This window comes from Citreimonas salinaria, assembly GCF_900107235.1.
In the GTDB taxonomy this organism is placed as follows: domain Bacteria; phylum Pseudomonadota; class Alphaproteobacteria; order Rhodobacterales; family Rhodobacteraceae; genus Citreimonas; species Citreimonas salinaria.
This window is the reverse complement of record NZ_FNPF01000004.1, coordinates 111,908-128,231: the sequence shown is the minus strand read 5'-3', so window position 1 is coordinate 128,231 and position 16,324 is coordinate 111,908. Positions and strand designations below refer to the sequence as shown.

The following is a 16,324-nucleotide window of genomic DNA, read 5'->3' as shown; positions in this document are numbered from 1 at the left end:
CCAACCATATCAGCGCAGTAGATTGCCCGACCTGCACTAATCCCCCCATTGAGATCGTTGGGGAAAATCTACGTTTGCCCAACTGGTCGGACGGGGTTCCGGCAAAGCAAAACCCCGGCGCGCTGGCGGGCGCAACCGGGGCTGACTGTGCAGATGACAACGCAAATCGTCCCGCCAAAGATAGCCGCAACCGGGTCGCAAATGCAATCCGGAACTTCCTGACGCTGGGCGTGTCCGGGGAACGTGCAGTCGGTCTCGCCATCATCCTTGCCGCTCGCCTGAGCGAAGAAGAGCGCGCGAGCATCGCCTACGCTGCGCTCCTCGGCTTGGAAGAGGACCACGCCTACCGCATCGCGAGCATGGCCGTCTTCGGCGTCAGCGCTGGGGAGGTGCTGATATGAACATGCATCGCCCCCCGATCCGTCAGGAAGAGCTGGAGCGTCTGGTCTTCCACATGCCGGTTGTTGCCGAGAGCGCGTCGACCGGCTGGGCCAAGTCCTTCGCCCTTTCCATCGTTCGCCAGTCCCGCCGCCGCGGCTGGCGTCCGTCTCCCAAGCAACTGCACATCATGCGCGACCTGGTGTCCGACCTGTTCGCTTACGGTGCCGACCACGGGGAGGACCTTTCCGTCATCGAGTGATGGCCTGTCGTGCCGCTGTCGGATGGCTCCGGCACGGCAGGTAGTCACTTGGAGCCTCCTGACGACGAGCATACCCGACCACGGGGCACATCACGTCAGGGGCTTCGCTCCATCCGCGCCTTTGACCGTCGAGCGAGATCGGCGGGCAATGACGATCCGGGGACATCACCCGACCCGAGCGACACCGGCCCCTGTCAGGACGCTCAGAAGCGCGACAACTAAATCCCACCGGCGGGGGCTTCGGCCCTGTTCATCGCGAGATGATCCGATCGGGGACCGCACCGGCGCAGAGCTGCGAAGGGCGGGCTGAGTGAGAACCTCAGGGGGAAGCGACTGGCCCACGACACGGGCATCGCGTGGATACGGATCGAGGAGGCGCAGGGCCTTTCCCCTGAGCAGGTCAAGAACCTGTTCGCATAGGCGGGGGGAAGGAGCGGGTGGAGGAGTGCGCCTATATGGTAAAGGTAAATAGTATTGACCTATAAGCGAAGAAGGAGACGAGCAGTGACACGGACAGCGACACATCCACCCCTCGACCCCTGGCGCTTCGACGCCATCGCAGCCGGCCCGGAGAAACTCTGGGGCCTGCCCGCCATCGCTGCGGCGCTTGGCATCTCGATCGACAAAGCACGGCGGCTGGCGCGGCTGCCGGACTGCCCGATCTACCGACCCGACGGCGGGAGCTACTTCGCCTTCCGGGGAGAACTAAACGCATGGCTAAGGAGCAAATGACCATGACCGACACGAACACCCACGAGATGCCCGCCCTGAACCCGCGCATCGCCAACCTGTCCATCAACGTGCCGCCGATGAAGATGGAGGCATCGAACGCGCAGCTCCTCGCCACGTTCACAGTGCTGGCCTATCCGATCCGGGTTCAGAACGTGCGCCTCGTGAAGCACCAGGGCGAGATCAAGGTCTGGTGCCCATCGCGGGACTTCAGCTTCATCAGTGCGGCCAAGCCGGTCATCATCGAAGCTGCCATGAATGCGGTGCGCGAAGGGCTGGCCGAGATGGACGCGATGGCGTGACACTGGAGGACGTAAGACGGCAGACAGTAACCACGACGGCCCGCGCTAAGTAGGTGCTCTTAGGACAGGCGGAAAGGAACTCACTTTCGCGCGTTCTTATTGCTATAGTGACGTTCAGCGAATATCTGAACCGTGTATGGAGAGCATTATGACCGATCACGTCGACATCATGACGCCAAACGCGGGGCGGATCAGGGCAGCGATCTATCATTCGCTGCTTGCGGCTGAACGTCGTCGTCGTCTTCCCCTGACGCAGTACGACCTCGTCAAGACGTTGTTCCTTGCTGACCGATCTCATTTGAATGAGTGGGGTCGTCCGATCACGTACGATAACTACAAGGCTATGGAGCATGGTCCCGTGCCCAGCTTAGCTTACGACTTCCTGAAGGGGAATGAGAGGGCAGTACGTGAGCACGGGTTTGGATCTCTGCCTTGGACGTGGACGCAGGGGAAGAAAGGCAAGAAGTTCTACACCCCCAGGCGGGGCGCGATAGATGTCGAAGAATGGCTGTCGGAGAGCGATACTGAAGCCCTTGATGATGCGCTGACCACGGTGTTGCGGTTGGGTTTTGGGCAAGTTCGAAGGCTTACGCATGAAGATCCTGCGTATGTAGATGCTTGGCGTGAAGATGGTGGGCGTGCCGCCTATGATATGAAGCTCGGCTTGTTGTTCGATGAGCCCAACTTCGACCGGGCACAGCTTCTAGCGGAACAGTCTGCCTATGTTTGAAGTGGGCGATGTCGTCCGCTTCCACAGTTCCACCGTCGGGAAGCCAAAGTACCATCTTTGCGTGGGCTACGACGAGCATGGCGGGCCACGGCTTGCGTTCCTGTTCGTAAACTCTGAGACTGGATATCGAGGCGACTGCGTTTTCGAAGATGGCGAAATACCGGGCCTGCCAGAGTCACGGACGTCAGAGTCCATCGTCTCGTTCACCAACATTACCCGTATCGGTGAGGATAAGCTTAAGCTCTTCAAAGCGGAGAAAGTAGGCAAGATCTCTGGCGATGTCGCGGGGGTTCTGGCTGCATTTGCTCGTGATACCAAGGTTCTCACCGCTCCCGAAAAGCGCTTTGTCGTCGCGGCGCTGGAAAGCTTGTTCTGATCTGATCGCTGTCGCATAACCCGACCCGGGGGTGGTCCTGAACTTTGGGCCGCCCTTGGGGACCGGCGCGGGGAACACGGCGCGAGATTTGCATGAAATAGGCAATCCGCCCTCACGATTACCTACGATTTCCAACGGTTACCTGCGGTCTGCAATCTACCCGTAGCGGCGCGCGTGCTGGATACTTGGCGGCATGTGGCCGTTCAAACCCAAAGCCCAGCCCGCGACCGAGACGAAGGGGCTCGCCGAACCCGGCGACGACCTCTATGCGATCTTCGGCATCACCCCGACCTCGACCGGCGGCGTCACCGTCACGCCCGACGCGGCCCTGCGCGTCCCGGCTGTCGGGTCCGCGATCCGCGTTATCTCTGAGGCGGTGGCCACGCTCGACATCCACGTCAAGCGCGTGACCGAGGACGGCACCGAGATCGACGTTCCCGATCACCCGGTGCGCACGCTCCTGCGCGACCAGGCGAACGACTGGACGGACGGCTTCAGCCTGATCCGCGACCTCGTGATCGACGCGCTGAGCGACGACAAGGGCGGCACCGTCTACGTCAACCGCGTGGGTGCGGGCCGCATCGCCGAGCTGATCCGCTACCGCCGCGGCGTGATCGACGTGCAGTTCGACGAGACGACCGGCGAGCCGCGCTACAAGATCGACACGCGGGCGGTGCCGTCGACATCGATGATCCATCTTCGCAGCCCGTTCGGACGCGCACCCCTGAGCCTCGCACGCGAAGCCATCGGGGTTGCCCTGTCGCTGGACAGGCACGCGGCGCAGCTCTTCGGACGCGGCGCCCGACCGTCTGGTGCGCTCAAGTTCCCGAAGGGCATGGGCGAGGCCGCGGTGAAAGCCGCACGCGCCGCCTGGCGGGCCACCCACGAAGGCACCGATGCGAACGGGCAGACGGCAATCCTGTTCGACGACGCCGACTTCGTGCCGTTCACCTTCAGCTCGACCGACGCGCAGTTCCTCGAAAACCGCAAGTTCCAGATCCTCGAAATCGCCCGCGTGTTCCGCGTGCCGCCTTCGATGCTCTACGACCACGACCGCGCGACCTGGAGCAACACCGAGCAGATGGGCCGCGAGTTCCTGTCCTACACGCTGGAGCCTTGGCTGCGCGCGACCGAGGGCGCCCTGCGCCGGGCGCTGTTCACCGACGAGGAGCGGGCCGAGTACGTGATCCGCTTCGACCGTGACGACCTGACCCGGGCCGACCTCTCGACCCGCTCGACGGTGATCAACAGCCTGATCGCCTCGCAGGTCATCAACCCGAACGAAGCCCGCGCGTGGCTGGGCCTGACGCCCCGCACCGGCGGCGACCAGTTCCTGAACCCGAACATCACGACCAGCGGCGGGGAGGCCGACGATGCAGCTTGACGAGATCCGCGCCTTCTCTGCCGACCAGGAGCGCGGCCATTGGTTCGATCTGGCCGACCCTGTGACGGGCAAGGCGACCGGCATCCGGGTGAAGCTGGCCGGGCCTGACAGCGTGACCCAGAACAAGGCCCGCCTGCAGCTCGCCGACGACCTGTCCGCGGTGGCCGATGCCGAGGGCCGCGTGACGGCAGAGCAGCGCGAAGCGGCCCGGATCGACAGCCTCGCGCGCTGCATCCTCGACTGGGAAGTCCGCGAAGACGGCAACCCGGTCTCGTTCACCCACGCAAACGCCGTGCGCCTGCTGAAGGCCGCAAGCTGGGTGCAGGCGCAGATCGACGCCTTCGCCTCGGACCGCGCAGCCTTCCGGAGGGCCGACTGATGGACCGCGTCTTTCTCGAAACAAAGATCCACGCGTCCGACGACGGCACCGTCGAGGGGCTGGCGTGGAAGTATGCAGAGCCCGACCGCATCGGCGACATGATCGTCAAGGGTGCCTTCACCGGCACGGCGATGCCGCTGCCCATGCTCTTCGGCCATGACCAGAACGACCCGATCGGCACGTGGGACACCGCAGACGAGCGTGACGACGGCCTGCACGTCAAGGGCCGCCTGCTGGTGGATGACGTCCCGCGCGCCCGAGAGGTGGCCGCCCTGGTCCGCTCCGGCGCCGTGCGCGGCATCTCGATCGGCTTCCGTACCATCAAGGCGGCGAAACGGCCGCGCGGTGGTCGCTCGATCTCGCAGCTCGAACTTCTCGAGGCCAGCCTCGTGACCATTCCCATGCATCCCGGCGCCCGCGTGACGTCGGCCAAGACAGCGGTACAGGCGCTCAGCCTCGCCGCCCAACTGCAACGCGCCGCGGCGCAGCTCGCAAAGAGGTAACCCATGCGACATCTGAAGACGACCGAGCTGCGCGGCAGCACGGCCCTGACCCTCAAGGACGGCGGCGAGGACGATCCCAACGACATCGTCACCAAGGCCATCGGAGATCTGACCAAGACCGTGAACGAGCGGCTGGAAGAGATCGAGAAGAAGGCCGACACGTCCAAGCTCGAAGACCGCCTCGACAAGATCGAAGCCAAGGCCAACCGCGCGAAGGATGGCGGCGACGGCGATGCCGACGAGTCGGCCCAGGTCGAGCGCAAGGCGTTCGGCACCTATCTGCGCCTGGGCAACCAGACCCCGCCCGACGAGATCAAGGCGCTGACCGTGTCGAGCGATCCGCAGGCGGGCTATCTGGCGCCGGCCGAGATGTCGACGGAGTTCGTCCGCGACCTGGTCGAGGTCTCCCCGATCCGGTCCGTGGCCAGCGTGCGCGGCATCACCAGCTCGTCGGTGAAATATCCCAAGCGCACCGGCATCACGAATGCGCAGTGGGAAGGCGAGGCCGAGGAATCGGAAGAGAGCGCGCCCAGCTTCGGGCAGCTCGAAGTGATCCCGCACAAGCTGACCACCTTCACCGACATCTCGAACGAGCTGCTGTCCGATAGCGGCGGCGCGGCCGAGGCAGAGGTGCGGCTCGCGCTGGCTGAAGACTTCGGCAAGAAGGAAGGCACCGCCTTCGTCAACGGCACCGGCGCAGGACAGCCCGAGGGCCTGATGACGAACGCCGAGATCGCCGCGACGGTCAACGGCTCGACCAGCGCGATCGACCCCGACAAGCTGATCGACCTGATGTACGCGCTGCCGGCGATGTACCGGAACGCGGGCACCTGGGGCCTGAACGGCACCACGCTCGCCACGATCCGCAAGCTGAAGGATGCCGACGGCCGGTTCCTCTGGCAGCCCAGCTATGCAGCGGGCCAGCCCGAGACGATCCTGGGCCGCCCGGTGATCGAGATCGTCGACATGCCCGACGTGGCATCCGGCACGTTCCCGATCATCTTCGGCGACTTCTCGGCCTACCGGATCGTGGATCGCCTCGCGATGTCGATCCTGTCCGACCCGTACACCCAGGCGCGCAAGGGCGTGACCCGGATGCACGCCACCCGCCGCGTCGGTGGCCGCGTCCTACAGGCCGCACGCTTCCGCAAACTCAAGATGTCGACCAGCTGAGGAGAATGACCCATGCGTGACATCGCATCCAATATCGGCCCGGTTCAGGCGGTCGCACCGCAGGTTCTGAGCGCCGCCAACACCTCCGCCGCGATCGACCTTCTCGGCTTCAACAGCGCTGCGCTGGTGATCAACACCGGCGCCATCGTCTCGGCCGGCGACTTCACTGCCAAGCTGCAGGAGAGCGACACGACCACGGCGGGCGACTTCACCGACGTGGCGGCGGCTCACCTGGTGGGCACGTTCCCCGCCAGCCTCGCCGCCGACAGCGTCGTGAAGGTCGGTTACATCGGCCACAAGCGGTACGTCCGCACGGTCATCACCAAGAACGGCGGCACCTCGATCGCTGCCGGCGCGGTGATCGTGAAGGGCAACCCGGCTGACGCGCCCGTGAGCTGAGGATGATCCCGTGCCCGGCAAGTCACCACGCCTCTGCGCCTGCGGCCATCGTGTCGCTGCAGGGACGCGGTGCGCTTGTGAGATGGCACGGGACGCCGCTCGCAAGGCCCGGTTCGACAAGACCCGTCCCAGCGCATCCGCGCGCGGGCTGGGGGCCGACTGGCGGCGCCTGCGCCTCGATCACCTCAAGCATCACCCGTGGTGCATCCGGTGCGGTGCCCAGGCGGCCGAGGTCGACCACATCATCCCACGATCCAAGGCGCCCGAGCGGCGGCTTGATCCGACCAATCTGCAATCCCTCTGCAAACCCTGTCACTCCGGCGCCAAGCAACGTGAAGAGCGCCGCAACCTCGCGAGGTAACTAGCATGCCCGTATTCGCTACGGCTGGCGCAAAGATCCACATCGGTGGGGAACTGGCCGCACAATCCGCCGACTTCGCGGTCGCGGACTTCTCCGGCGTCACCTGGACCGAGATCATGGAGGTCGAGAGCCTCGGATCGTTCGGCGACACAGCACAGGAAGTCCCGTTCGAGAGCCTCGGCTATTCCCGCACCCGCCGGATGAAGGGCCTTCGGAGCGCCGGTACGATGGAGATCGTGTGCGGCATGGACTACGCCGACGCCGGTCAACTCGCCGCCATCGCGGCCGAGAAGACCGACAAGGAATACGCGTTCAAGATCACCTTCGACGATGCGCCCACCGGCGGCACGCCGTCCGAGCGGTACTTCGTCGCCCAGGTCGGCGCGGTGACCGAGCAACTCGACACCGCCAACAACGTGATGAAGCTGAATATCTCGCTCTGGGTGAACAGCAACATCGTGCGCGTGGCCGCGGCCGAGCCGGCCGTCTGAGGCTGATCCATGGCGATCGTCACCCTCCAGGAGATCAAGGAGCAGCTTTCGTTCACCGACGACATCGGGTCGGTGGACGACGCGCTTCTGGATCGGAAGATCCACGCGGCGCAGAACCACGTCGAGCGGCTTCTCGGCTTCAAGATCGAGGAGACGTTCGGCGGCGTAGACCAGGACCCGATCCCGCCGCTCCTGGTCGAGGCGGTCAGCCAGCTTGCCGCGTGGTGGTACGAGAACCGCGAGACAGCGGGGGAGGCATCCCGTGAGGCGCCTTTCGGCGTGCGCGAGATGATCACCGAGTACCGGGAGTTCACGTTCTGATGGCGAACGACGGCGGCCTGAAACGCTTCCAGCGGCGCATGAGGGCGATCCCCGAGGCGGCCCGCAAGGCTGTCGAGCCGGCTCTTGTGCAGGGCGGCTATGAGATCGCCGAGGCCATGGAGATGCTCGCGCCTGAAGACACGGGCGACTTGGTCGGCTCGATCGAAGTCACGCTGCCCGGTCGCAGCACGCCGCCCTATTCCATGCCCGGCGGCGCCCACTTCGTGCCCGAGAACCAGGTCGCGGTGACGGTCGGCAACACTGACGTGCGCTATCCCCACCTCGTGGAATACGGGACCATTCACGCGACCGCGCAGCCCTTCTTCTGGCCCGGCTTCCGACTGGCGCGGAAGAAGGCCGAGAACCGGATCAAGCGGGCCATCTCGAAGGCCATCAAGGAGGCGCGCTGATGAGCGTTGACCTTGCCGTGCAGAAGGCGATCCGCGCCCGCCTGGCGGCCACATCTACCGTCACAGCCCTCGTGCCCGCCACAAGCATCATCGACACGAATGGCCGCCCTGCGCCGCGCCCGAGCATCATCCTGGGCGAGGCGCAGGTGGTCGATCAGGGCGACAGCATCGCGCGCACCCGGTCCCGCGTCTATCACACGCTGCACGTCTGGAAGACCGAAGTCTCGCGGGAGGGCGTGAAGACCATTGCCGGGGCCGTCCGCAGCGCCATTCATGCCGGCCGCCTCGACCTTGGCGCCGGATATCACTGCGCCGATTGGCGCGTGTCCAGCATCCGCGCGATGTCCGATCCCGATGGCGAAAGCGCCCATGCAGTCCTCGTGGTCGACGTACTGGTCGAGGAGGTCGCATGAAGTCCGGCAAGCTCGCACACGTGATCGAGGTCCAGCGCGCGGCCGTGGTGGTCAACGACGCCGGCACGCCCACCAGCACGTGGTCGAAGGTTGCCACGCTGCGCGCCGAGGTGGTCGAGGAAAGCGCCGAAGAGTTCCTGCGCAATGCGGGCGAGACCACCGTCACCGCCATCGTGTTCTGCACCCGGTTCGCCCCAGACATCACCGACAACGACCGGATCAGCTTCGACGGGGAAGCGTACGACATCGACAAGATCGTCCACATCGGCCGGCGGCGCGGGCTGGAGTTCCACTGCACCCGGGTGGAGCCATGAGAGGCACGAAGCCGCACATGAGTCCGGACCCCGAGGCCGTGGCTAACCTTGCCGCGCCGGGATGGCTGTCCATGCACGCGCGGGCCGAATGGGATCGGGTGATGCCGATCCTGACCGAACGCCGCATCCTGACCGACGCGGACCTCGGAGGCCTGGAGAACTACTGCATCGCCATAGGCACGGTGCGCGAGATGGAAGCGCACCTGCAGGAGCACGGCCACGTCATGCAGGACATCGAAGGCAAGATGAAGCGCAACCCGGCCGTAGGCATCCAGTCCGACGCGATGACCCGCGCGCGGCTCCTGGCGGCCGAGCTGGGGCTGACGCCCGTCTCCCGCTCCCGTCCCGCCATCCGAGACGAGGAGGACGAGGATGATCTCGCCGACTTGGATTGATGACGGATCGGAGATCGAGGACCCGCTGGGCTATGGCGAACGCGCGGTCAAATGGCTGCGCCGCCTGAAGCATCCGAAGAACCCGGCGCCTGGCCACCCGTTCCAGCTCGACCCATGGCAGGAGCGGATCGTGCGCCGGATCTATGGCCCGCGCCACGAGGACGGCACGCGCGTCGTGCGCCGTGTCGTGTTGCTGCTGCCAAGGGGCAACCGCAAGACCAGCCTCGCCGCCGGCCTGACGCTTCTGCACCTGATCGGCCCTGAGCGCATCCCCGGCGGGCTTACCCTGTCGGCGGCGTCCGCGCGTGAGCAGGCGATGGAGCTGTTCCAGGAGGCCGCGATGATCATCCAGCACGACCGGCGGCTGTCGAAGCATCTCAGCGTCCGCGAATACGTCTCGCGCATCGCCTTCAAGAGCATCGGCGCGCGCTACGTGGCCGTGGCCTCGGACGGCAAGGTTCAGCACGGCAAGACGCCGAACGTGGTGATCGCCGACGAGCTGCACGCATGGGAGGGCCGCGCAGGCCTGCGCCAATGGGAGGCGCTGGATTCCGCGCTGGTGAAGGTGCCCGGTACGCTGATGATCATCGCCAGCACCTCGGGGCGCGGGCAGGAAAACCTCGCGTGGAACCAGGTCGAGTACGCGATCAAGGTGCAGAAGGGCGAGATCGACGATCCGGCCACGCTGCCCGTGATCTTCATGGCCGAGCCGGGCGACGACTGGTCCGACGAGGATCTCTGGTTCAAGGTGAACCCCGGCCTGCGCCACGGATACCCCGACATCATGGGCTTCCGGGACAAGGCGCAGAAGGCCGAACACAGCCCGTTCGAGCGGGACAGCTTCCTTCAGTTCAACCTCAATCGCTGGCTCGACCAGTCGACCTCGCCGTTCGTCGAGATGCGCACCTATGACGAGGGCGCGCACGAGGTGGACGAGGACGAGCTGGAGATGGTGCAGGAGCCATGCTGGATCGGGGTCGACCTGTCGAAGAACGAAGACCTCACGGCCGTGGTGGCGTGCTGGCGGGACGGCGACGAGGGCTATCAGGTCAAGCCGTACTTCTTCTGCCCCGAGGACAACCTGCGCAAGCGGGGCGAGCTGCACGGCGTGGATTACGTCACCTGGGCGGAGGAGGGATTCATCATCCCCACGCCCGGCAACGTGGTCGATCTCGCCGCGGTCGAGGACCACATTCGCGAACTGTGCGCCCGCCATTCCGTGCGCGAGATCGCGTTCGACCCGACCTACGGCCGCCACATGATGGCCAGCCTGAACGACGACGGCTTCCCGGTCACCGAGTTTCGGCAGGGCTGGGTGACGATGGCGCCGGCGGTGAAGGAACTCGAGCGGGCCATCCTCGCCGGGCGGTTCAAGCACGGTGGCCACCCGGTGCTGCGCTGGAACTTCTCGAACATCCAGCTGCGCGTCGATCCGGCGGGCAACCGCAGTTTCCACAAGGGCAAGAGCGGCGACAAGATCGACGGCGCGGTCGCGGCGGCAATGGCCGTGGCACGTGCTGCCGCTGACGAGAACGGCATGGTCACGGCGGCCGATTGGTTCACCGACGACCTTTGGACGGCATAGGAGGCCGCAATGGACGAAGAACGCCTGATCGTCGCTCTGGAGGCCCGCATCCGGGACTTCGAGCGCAACATGGCCAAGGCCGAGCGGCAGGGCACGAACAGCTATCAGCGCCTGCGCCGCGGCTCACGCACGACCACGACGGCGATGGAGCGGGACATGATCCGCTCGACCAGCCGGATCAACCAGGCCCTCGCCTCGACATCCAGCCGCATCGGCGCCTTCGGCAAGGCCTTCGCGGCAACGGCGGTAGCGGCAGGCATCGGCGCGATCACCACCGGCGCGGTGCAGGCGATCCGCTCCATGGCCGAGATCAAGCAACAGGCCGACCGCGCCGGCCTCAGCGTACAGGCCTTTCAGCAGCTGCAGTTCGTCTCGGAGCAGAGCCGGATCGGTATCGACAACATGGTCGACGGCCTGAAGGAGCTGCAGTTGCGCGCGGACGAGTTCATCGTGACCGGCAAGGGCGCGGGTGCCGACGCGTTCAAGCGGCTGGGCTATGACGCGCGCGACCTGGCGCGCCGCCTGGAGGAACCCGAGGAGCTGTTCCTCGACATCGTGGATCGCCTCGAAGACCTCGACCGCGCTGCGCAGATCCGGATCGCCGACGAGGTGTTCGGCGGCACGGGCGGGGAACGGTTCGTCGAGCTTCTGAGCCAAGGCGACGAGGGCATCCGCAAGCTGATGGACCGCGCCAACGAGCTGGGCCTCGTGCTGGACGAGGAGGCCATCGCCAAGGCGGCGGAACTCGACCGCAAGTTCGCCGAGATCGCCTCGCGCGTGTCGGCCCTGGGCAAGTCCATCGTGGTCAACGTGGCCGGCGCGATCGAGGACGCGCTGACGATCGACGTCGACGAGATCTTCGGATCGGCCGAGCGGGCCATCGCCATGATGGGCGGCGAAGCCTACCGGGCGATGAAGGACGCTGACGACGCCACTGAGGAGCAGATCGACACGGTCGAAGATCTGCAGACGACGTATGAGGGGCTGTTCCGCGCGATCAACGCGGCCACCGGGCCGGACGGATTGCGGCTGATGGACGTGGCCGACGTCGACGAGGCGCACGAGCTGGCCGGCATCCTGCAGGACATCGACAGAGAAATGCGCGCCTTCCAGACGGGGGCCACCAGCGCGGGTGAGTTCGAGGAGAAGGTCGGAGACCTGATCGGAGAGGCGCAGGATCTGATCGCGGAACTGGACGCCGTAGACGCACAGCGGTTCGGGAACGTTGTCGAGGCCATCGGAGGGATGGCGAAGGCCTTGGCCACGGCGGCGGCAAACGCTGCCACACTGCGCGACAGCCTGCCCACGCCGGACACGCCGACGAAGGTCTACAGCGGGCGGGGTAGCGACCCGCGCATCTTCCAGGGCGGGCGCAGCGGCGCGCTGGCACCCGGAGATTCCCCACGTCCCCGGCTGCCCAGCGTCAATCACAGCTTCGGCGTGCCCGACCCCGAGGAGACCGGCGGCGGCGGCGGCGGAGGCTCGCGCCAGACCGCCGACGATTACCAGCGCGAGATCGAGGCGATCCGCGAGAAGACGGCGAGGCTGGAGGCTGAGGCGGTTGCCCTGGCGGCGGTCGCGGCGGGTGGCCAGGACTACGGCGATGCCGTCGAATACGCCCGCACCCGTGCCGAGCTGCTGATGGCGGCTCAGAAGGAAGGCAAGGCGATAACGCCCGAGCTGAAGGCTGAGATCGACCAGCTGGCAGCGGCCTACACGCAAGCCGGGGTGGCGGCCGATGACGCGGCGGATCACCTGCTGGAGATGGAGGAGAACGCGCAGCGCGGCGCGGACCGGATGACCGACCTCTTCATGAGCATCATGGATGGCAGCATGGACGCAAAGGAGGCGCTCGCGCAGCTGCTGATGGAGCTTGCCCGCGTCCAGATCCAAAAGGCCTTTCTGGGTCTCGCAGATAGCGGCGCAGGCGGCGGATTCGTCGCGGCCCTGGGTGGCCTGCTGTCAGGCGGTCGCGCCACTGGCGGCCCGGTGCGTGCGGGTTCCGCTTACCTGGTCAACGAGCGCACGCCGCGGTCCGAGGTGTTCGTGCCCAGCCAGTCCGGCGGCGTTCTGAACGTGCCCCAAGCGCAGGCCGCGCTTAGAGGAGCGGCAGGGGCCGGCGGCGGCGGTCCGACGACGGTCAAGCTGATCGTCGAGGGACAGGAGGGGCCGTTCTTCAAGCCGGCCATCCGGGCGGAAAGCCATCAGCAAGCCGTGCAGGTCTCGGTCCAGACCGCACGCGCTCAGACCCGCGCTCACGGATCTCAGTCGCAACGCTTCCAGCAGCGGGGGACGATGACATGAGCCGCCTGTCAGACCGCCTCTGCGCCGCCCTGCGCGCCCAGCTGGAAGGCCAGCATGTCAGGCCGCCCGAGGGTGCCGCCATCCTCTGGAACGCCTTCATGCAGCTCAGCCGCGTGCGCTCCAGCGGACCCGTGGGGCCGAACCCGATCGGCTTCCCGGAGATCGCCGCCTGGTCGTCGCTGATGCGGATGCCGCTGGACCCGCACCACGTCGAGGCGCTGACGGCGATGGATCGAGTCTGGATGGAGCACGCCTACCGGCGCGAGGAGCGACAGCGCGTATCGGGTACGCTGTCGCCCGCTGCGTTCGATGCCGTGCTGGGTTAGTTCAGGAGTACTCTCGCATCCTGACCGTTGCGGATGGACACGCGCTGCGCAAGCGCGCCACCCTCTGGAATGATGCTATTCCCGACGGTCCAAAGAACCCTGGTGGTGACGTAATAGTCACCGTTGGCGACGTCCGCGAACCTGAAGTCGCCCTCAGCGTCGCACATCGATGAGCGCACCATCGAGACGTATTGAGGCGGAAGGCCTTCTTGGCTCGCGCCCTGGAACACGTTGATGCGGCCACCATTCACGTTTCCATAGATCTGCGACATACGCTGTGTCGCGTATTGCCCGGCCGGGACAAGGGTGACCTCTTCCCCTGCGCAGGTGACGACGCCGCCGCCCTGCTGCCGAAAGAAGGCCTGACCCTCGATATCCGCCGCACCGCGCTGATTGATGAAGGCAACCTCGTTCGGATTGAACGGCACGGTGGTTTCAATCACTCTGCCCGCGCAACCCGCGGTTACCATTGCGAGCAGTCCCGCGAAAACAACACTCTTCATTCTGTCCCTCTGATTCTTATTTTCGATCGTCGCACCTTGCGGCGAGACGGTTTCGATGTAACGAAAATATCGAGTTCAGTATCGAAAATGTGGGTTCCACAAAAGCGATACACGGTTTGAGGTTTTTGATACTTCTTTAGGTAGTAACGGGGGGACAGGTAGCGATAATCGTTTCGCTTAGCGCGGGCGCCGCGTCATCTGCGAGACAGCTTCGCCACCAACTTCCAGGATGAATTCTACTAGGGCCTCATTCATCGGCCTCTTCGCGTAGCATCCGGATCATCGCCAACTCTAGGTCGCGCTGGTATCGCCTCGCCATCGCGGCAGCGACTTTCGACGCATCGTCAGAGGTTCTCACAGCCTGAGGTGGATCAAGTGGCGCCGTTCCGTTCTCATCTGACGGGCCAAGGTTGTCGAAAGCAAAATAGAAATCCAGCGCGTGGACGATCTCGGCGTTCATCGACCGGTTGTTCTCTTCAGCAGAGGCCTTGATGCGCTCGCGCATACCCGCTGGGAGGCGCAACATGAACTTGTCGCTGTCTCTTCCAGTAGTGCCTGCCATGATGCCTCCAATTTTTATAGCACGGTGACAGCAAGTTTCGCTTGACCACAATGGCGTCACGGTGACATATGGTGTCACGGTGACTTGGGAGACGATGATGCTGGACCGAAAACCAATGCAGCTCCGCCTGCCGCCAGAGATGAAAGCCTGGATCAAGGCGCAGTCACAGAAGAACGGCAGCTCGCAGAACAGCGAAGTGATCCGGGCGGTCCGCGACCGCATGGAGCGCATCGAAGATCAAGCCGCCACCTGAAACCAGAGGAAGCACAATGCTTAATGAACCCGTTTGCGGGAACGATCCCGCCATGCCCGCCGAAGCGATGAAGCCGACCGCCACCTGCGCCCCTGACTTGCGCTCCCGCATCTACGCCCTGTCGCATGACATGACGATGCTGGTCGGTCTGATCGAAGGAGCGTCCGTCCTGTCCGACACTGTCGACGGAGGCTTGGTGCGCTCCGACAACCCGGTAGCGCGCCGGGCCGCAAACGCAATGCCGCCGATGTTCGAGCGGATCATCGCGGAAGCAAATCGGATCAACGGCGAACTCGACAAGATGGAGATGAAGGGGTTTCACCATGGCGCTTGAAGACGAAACATCGCAGGACCGCCTCTTCGCTGCGATCGGCATCCTGCAGGCTCACTACCTAGCCGGCGACACCGCCCTGAATGCGGAGAAGATCTTCGGTCAATCCTATTGCCAGGATTCCGGCATCGAACACGTCATCCACATCCTGATTGATCTTCTGCCGGTGGTCGAAGCTGCAGATCAGGCGCGAAAGGACGCGGCATGAATGAGAAGATGAACGACCCCAGCCACCGCGCCTATCAGGTCTACGCGCTGCTGCGCTGCGCCATGCTGGCCGAAGAGAACGAGACAAGCGGCGTAGACTGGACAGGCACGGCAACGGTGCTGGGCCTCGCCGGGGAACTGATGGCCTCGGTGATCGACAGCATCGAGTTGAATGAGAAGGCAGCGCAGAAAGAGGCGGCATAGTGCGTCTGGCTACGCCGCCTGCCTCATCGCCACCAACCGGAGGGTGTTGCCGTCATGGCAACACCTACGGGCCGGCGCCTCGTCTGAACCGTGTGTCTTGCCACGCTCTGCTTTCCGTGGTATCTCACACGGTAAGGCAGGAGGCGAAAGCGATGAAATATTCCGTCAGGACTATCGAGCACGAATACTCCCCGAGCGAAGTCGCACGCGTTTCCGGCGTCTCGACTTCGCTGCAACGGGACTGGCGACGGCGTGACGTTATCAAGGGTCGCACGGACGGCTGGAATAAGTACGACCTTTCTGACGTGATCCGCATGACCGTGATGCGCGCGTTTACCCAGAGCGGCATTTCCCTCGAAACCGCTGAGTCTGTTTCCAACCTAGCGGTGTTGCCCGTCATCGACGAACTGGTGCGCTGGGACGGCGTGGCGGTCTTCACCGGCGATCAGCTATCCGCCGAGCAGATGGAGCGGATCAGGGGCGCCCACGTCAGGGGCGCATCTGGCGATGAGCAGTTCACCTTCGTGGCGCTGCCCGAAGACGAGGAAGGCGCGAGCGCGGCTCGACTCCGCAATCTGGCGGATGGCGAGCGGATCATGGGCATGAGCGGCAATTTCTACGGGATCGCTTTGGCCCACGACTTGCTCGCCCATCGGATCGCGAAGCTCTCCCCCCTGCCGATCATCCGCTTCGATGTCGAGGTGACGGCCCCCTGACCGGCAACGAATT

28 protein-coding genes are annotated in these 16,324 nt (G+C 65.0%); 26 read left to right on the top strand and 2 right to left on the bottom strand.

Annotation, left to right across the window (positions count from 1 at the left end):
• The first annotated feature begins 74 nt into the window (after nt 1-74).
• From BLW27_RS20635 to BLW27_RS06580, 21 genes are all read left to right on the top strand, one after another.
• On the top strand, nt 75-401 hold the full coding sequence (locus BLW27_RS20635) for a hypothetical protein (protein WP_143042215.1): 327 nt from the start codon (nt 75-77) through the stop codon (nt 399-401).
• Complete coding sequence (locus BLW27_RS06675; protein ID WP_089881232.1) at nt 398-640, top strand: hypothetical protein; 243 nt, start codon at nt 398-400, stop codon at nt 638-640. Before BLW27_RS20635 ends, BLW27_RS06675 begins: the two co-directional genes overlap by 4 nt.
• A gap of 504 nt (nt 641-1,144) precedes the next feature.
• Entirely contained in the window at nt 1,145-1,372 is a 228-nt protein-coding gene (locus tag BLW27_RS06670) for a DNA-binding protein (RefSeq protein WP_089881230.1), read from the top strand.
• 2 nt (nt 1,373-1,374) lie between these two features.
• Nucleotides 1,375-1,671, top strand: a complete 297-nt coding sequence (locus BLW27_RS06665) for a hypothetical protein (protein WP_089881227.1) — start codon at nt 1,375-1,377, stop codon at nt 1,669-1,671.
• Nucleotides 1,672-1,819: 148 nt separating this feature from the next.
• Nucleotides 1,820-2,401, top strand: a complete 582-nt coding sequence (locus tag BLW27_RS06660; protein ID WP_177177841.1) for a Panacea domain-containing protein — start codon at nt 1,820-1,822, stop codon at nt 2,399-2,401.
• Nucleotides 2,394-2,777 (top strand): hypothetical protein, encoded by a 384-nt coding sequence (locus BLW27_RS06655; RefSeq protein ID WP_089881221.1) that lies wholly within the window; start codon nt 2,394-2,396, stop codon nt 2,775-2,777. Before BLW27_RS06660 ends, BLW27_RS06655 begins: the two co-directional genes overlap by 8 nt.
• 193 nt (nt 2,778-2,970) lie before the next feature.
• Nucleotides 2,971-4,161 carry a phage portal protein gene (locus tag BLW27_RS06650; RefSeq protein WP_089881218.1) on the top strand — a complete coding sequence of 397 codons (1,191 nt, stop codon included), beginning with the start codon at nt 2,971-2,973 and terminating at the stop codon, nt 4,159-4,161.
• The gene (locus tag BLW27_RS06645; protein WP_089881215.1) at nt 4,151-4,540 is read left to right on the top strand and encodes a hypothetical protein; all 390 of its coding nucleotides are present in this window, start codon (nt 4,151-4,153) and stop codon (nt 4,538-4,540) included. Before BLW27_RS06650 ends, BLW27_RS06645 begins: the two co-directional genes overlap by 11 nt.
• A complete protein-coding gene (locus BLW27_RS06640) occupies nt 4,540-5,043 on the top strand; it encodes an HK97 family phage prohead protease (protein ID WP_089881212.1) in 504 nt (167 codons plus the stop codon). Before BLW27_RS06645 ends, BLW27_RS06640 begins: the two co-directional genes overlap by 1 nt.
• A gap of 3 nt (nt 5,044-5,046) precedes the next feature.
• A complete protein-coding gene (locus tag BLW27_RS06635) occupies nt 5,047-6,216 on the top strand; it encodes a phage major capsid protein (RefSeq protein ID WP_089881209.1) in 1,170 nt (389 codons plus the stop codon).
• Nucleotides 6,217-6,228: 12 nt separating this feature from the next.
• Nucleotides 6,229-6,615, top strand: a complete 387-nt coding sequence (locus tag BLW27_RS06630) for a hypothetical protein (protein ID WP_089881206.1) — start codon at nt 6,229-6,231, stop codon at nt 6,613-6,615.
• Nucleotides 6,616-6,697: 82 nt separating this feature from the next.
• Nucleotides 6,698-6,976 carry an HNH endonuclease gene (locus tag BLW27_RS06625; protein ID WP_245710799.1) on the top strand — a complete coding sequence of 93 codons (279 nt, stop codon included), beginning with the start codon at nt 6,698-6,700 and terminating at the stop codon, nt 6,974-6,976.
• A gap of 5 nt (nt 6,977-6,981) precedes the next feature.
• On the top strand, nt 6,982-7,467 hold the full coding sequence (locus BLW27_RS06620; RefSeq protein ID WP_089881199.1) for a hypothetical protein: 486 nt from the start codon (nt 6,982-6,984) through the stop codon (nt 7,465-7,467).
• Between the two features lie 9 nt (nt 7,468-7,476).
• Nucleotides 7,477-7,788 (top strand): head-tail connector protein, encoded by a 312-nt coding sequence (locus BLW27_RS06615; protein WP_089881196.1) that lies wholly within the window; start codon nt 7,477-7,479, stop codon nt 7,786-7,788.
• On the top strand, nt 7,788-8,198 hold the full coding sequence (locus BLW27_RS06610) for an HK97-gp10 family putative phage morphogenesis protein (protein ID WP_089881195.1): 411 nt from the start codon (nt 7,788-7,790) through the stop codon (nt 8,196-8,198). Before BLW27_RS06615 ends, BLW27_RS06610 begins: the two co-directional genes overlap by 1 nt.
• On the top strand, nt 8,198-8,611 hold the full coding sequence (locus tag BLW27_RS06605) for a DUF3168 domain-containing protein (RefSeq protein ID WP_089881192.1): 414 nt from the start codon (nt 8,198-8,200) through the stop codon (nt 8,609-8,611). Before BLW27_RS06610 ends, BLW27_RS06605 begins: the two co-directional genes overlap by 1 nt.
• Complete coding sequence (locus tag BLW27_RS06600; protein ID WP_089881188.1) at nt 8,608-8,925, top strand: phage head closure protein; 318 nt, start codon at nt 8,608-8,610, stop codon at nt 8,923-8,925. The genes BLW27_RS06605 and BLW27_RS06600 overlap by 4 nt, the downstream gene beginning before the upstream one ends.
• Nucleotides 8,922-9,320: a phage terminase small subunit P27 family gene (locus BLW27_RS06595; protein WP_089881186.1), complete on the top strand. Its 399-nt coding sequence runs from the start codon at nt 8,922-8,924 to the stop codon at nt 9,318-9,320. Before BLW27_RS06600 ends, BLW27_RS06595 begins: the two co-directional genes overlap by 4 nt.
• Nucleotides 9,298-10,905, top strand: coding sequence for a terminase large subunit (locus BLW27_RS06590; RefSeq protein WP_089881183.1), 1,608 nt, complete (start codon nt 9,298-9,300; stop codon nt 10,903-10,905). Before BLW27_RS06595 ends, BLW27_RS06590 begins: the two co-directional genes overlap by 23 nt.
• A 9-nt stretch (nt 10,906-10,914) precedes the next feature.
• The gene (locus tag BLW27_RS06585) at nt 10,915-13,209 is read left to right on the top strand and encodes a hypothetical protein (RefSeq protein ID WP_177177840.1); all 2,295 of its coding nucleotides are present in this window, start codon (nt 10,915-10,917) and stop codon (nt 13,207-13,209) included.
• The gene (locus tag BLW27_RS06580; protein WP_089881180.1) at nt 13,206-13,535 is read left to right on the top strand and encodes a phage tail assembly chaperone; all 330 of its coding nucleotides are present in this window, start codon (nt 13,206-13,208) and stop codon (nt 13,533-13,535) included. The genes BLW27_RS06585 and BLW27_RS06580 overlap by 4 nt, the downstream gene beginning before the upstream one ends.
• On the opposite strand, the gene BLW27_RS06575 is transcribed toward BLW27_RS06580, so the two are convergent.
• Nucleotides 13,532-14,038, bottom strand: a complete 507-nt coding sequence (locus BLW27_RS06575; RefSeq protein WP_143042214.1) for a hypothetical protein — start codon at nt 14,036-14,038, stop codon at nt 13,532-13,534. The two genes, BLW27_RS06580 and BLW27_RS06575, sit on opposite strands and share 4 nt — an antisense overlap.
• A 247-nt stretch (nt 14,039-14,285) precedes the next feature.
• The gene (locus BLW27_RS06570) at nt 14,286-14,600 is read right to left on the bottom strand and encodes an Arc family DNA-binding protein (protein WP_089881174.1); all 315 of its coding nucleotides are present in this window, start codon (nt 14,598-14,600) and stop codon (nt 14,286-14,288) included.
• 97 nt (nt 14,601-14,697) lie between these two features.
• Here BLW27_RS06570 and BLW27_RS06565 point away from each other — a divergent pair, with 97 nt between their 5' ends.
• The 5 genes from BLW27_RS06565 (at nt 14,698) to BLW27_RS06545 (ending at nt 16,311) form a co-directional block, all read left to right on the top strand.
• The gene (locus BLW27_RS06565) at nt 14,698-14,853 is read left to right on the top strand and encodes an Arc family DNA-binding protein (RefSeq protein ID WP_089881171.1); all 156 of its coding nucleotides are present in this window, start codon (nt 14,698-14,700) and stop codon (nt 14,851-14,853) included.
• A gap of 52 nt (nt 14,854-14,905) precedes the next feature.
• Nucleotides 14,906-15,187: a hypothetical protein gene (locus BLW27_RS06560; RefSeq protein WP_089881170.1), complete on the top strand. Its 282-nt coding sequence runs from the start codon at nt 14,906-14,908 to the stop codon at nt 15,185-15,187.
• A complete protein-coding gene (locus BLW27_RS06555) occupies nt 15,177-15,392 on the top strand; it encodes a hypothetical protein (RefSeq protein WP_089881167.1) in 216 nt (71 codons plus the stop codon). The genes BLW27_RS06560 and BLW27_RS06555 overlap by 11 nt, the downstream gene beginning before the upstream one ends.
• Nucleotides 15,389-15,595, top strand: coding sequence for a hypothetical protein (locus tag BLW27_RS06550; protein ID WP_089881164.1), 207 nt, complete (start codon nt 15,389-15,391; stop codon nt 15,593-15,595). Before BLW27_RS06555 ends, BLW27_RS06550 begins: the two co-directional genes overlap by 4 nt.
• A 152-nt stretch (nt 15,596-15,747) precedes the next feature.
• Nucleotides 15,748-16,311, top strand: a complete 564-nt coding sequence (locus BLW27_RS06545) for a MerR family transcriptional regulator (RefSeq protein WP_089881161.1) — start codon at nt 15,748-15,750, stop codon at nt 16,309-16,311.
• Nucleotides 16,312-16,324 lie beyond the last annotated feature (13 nt).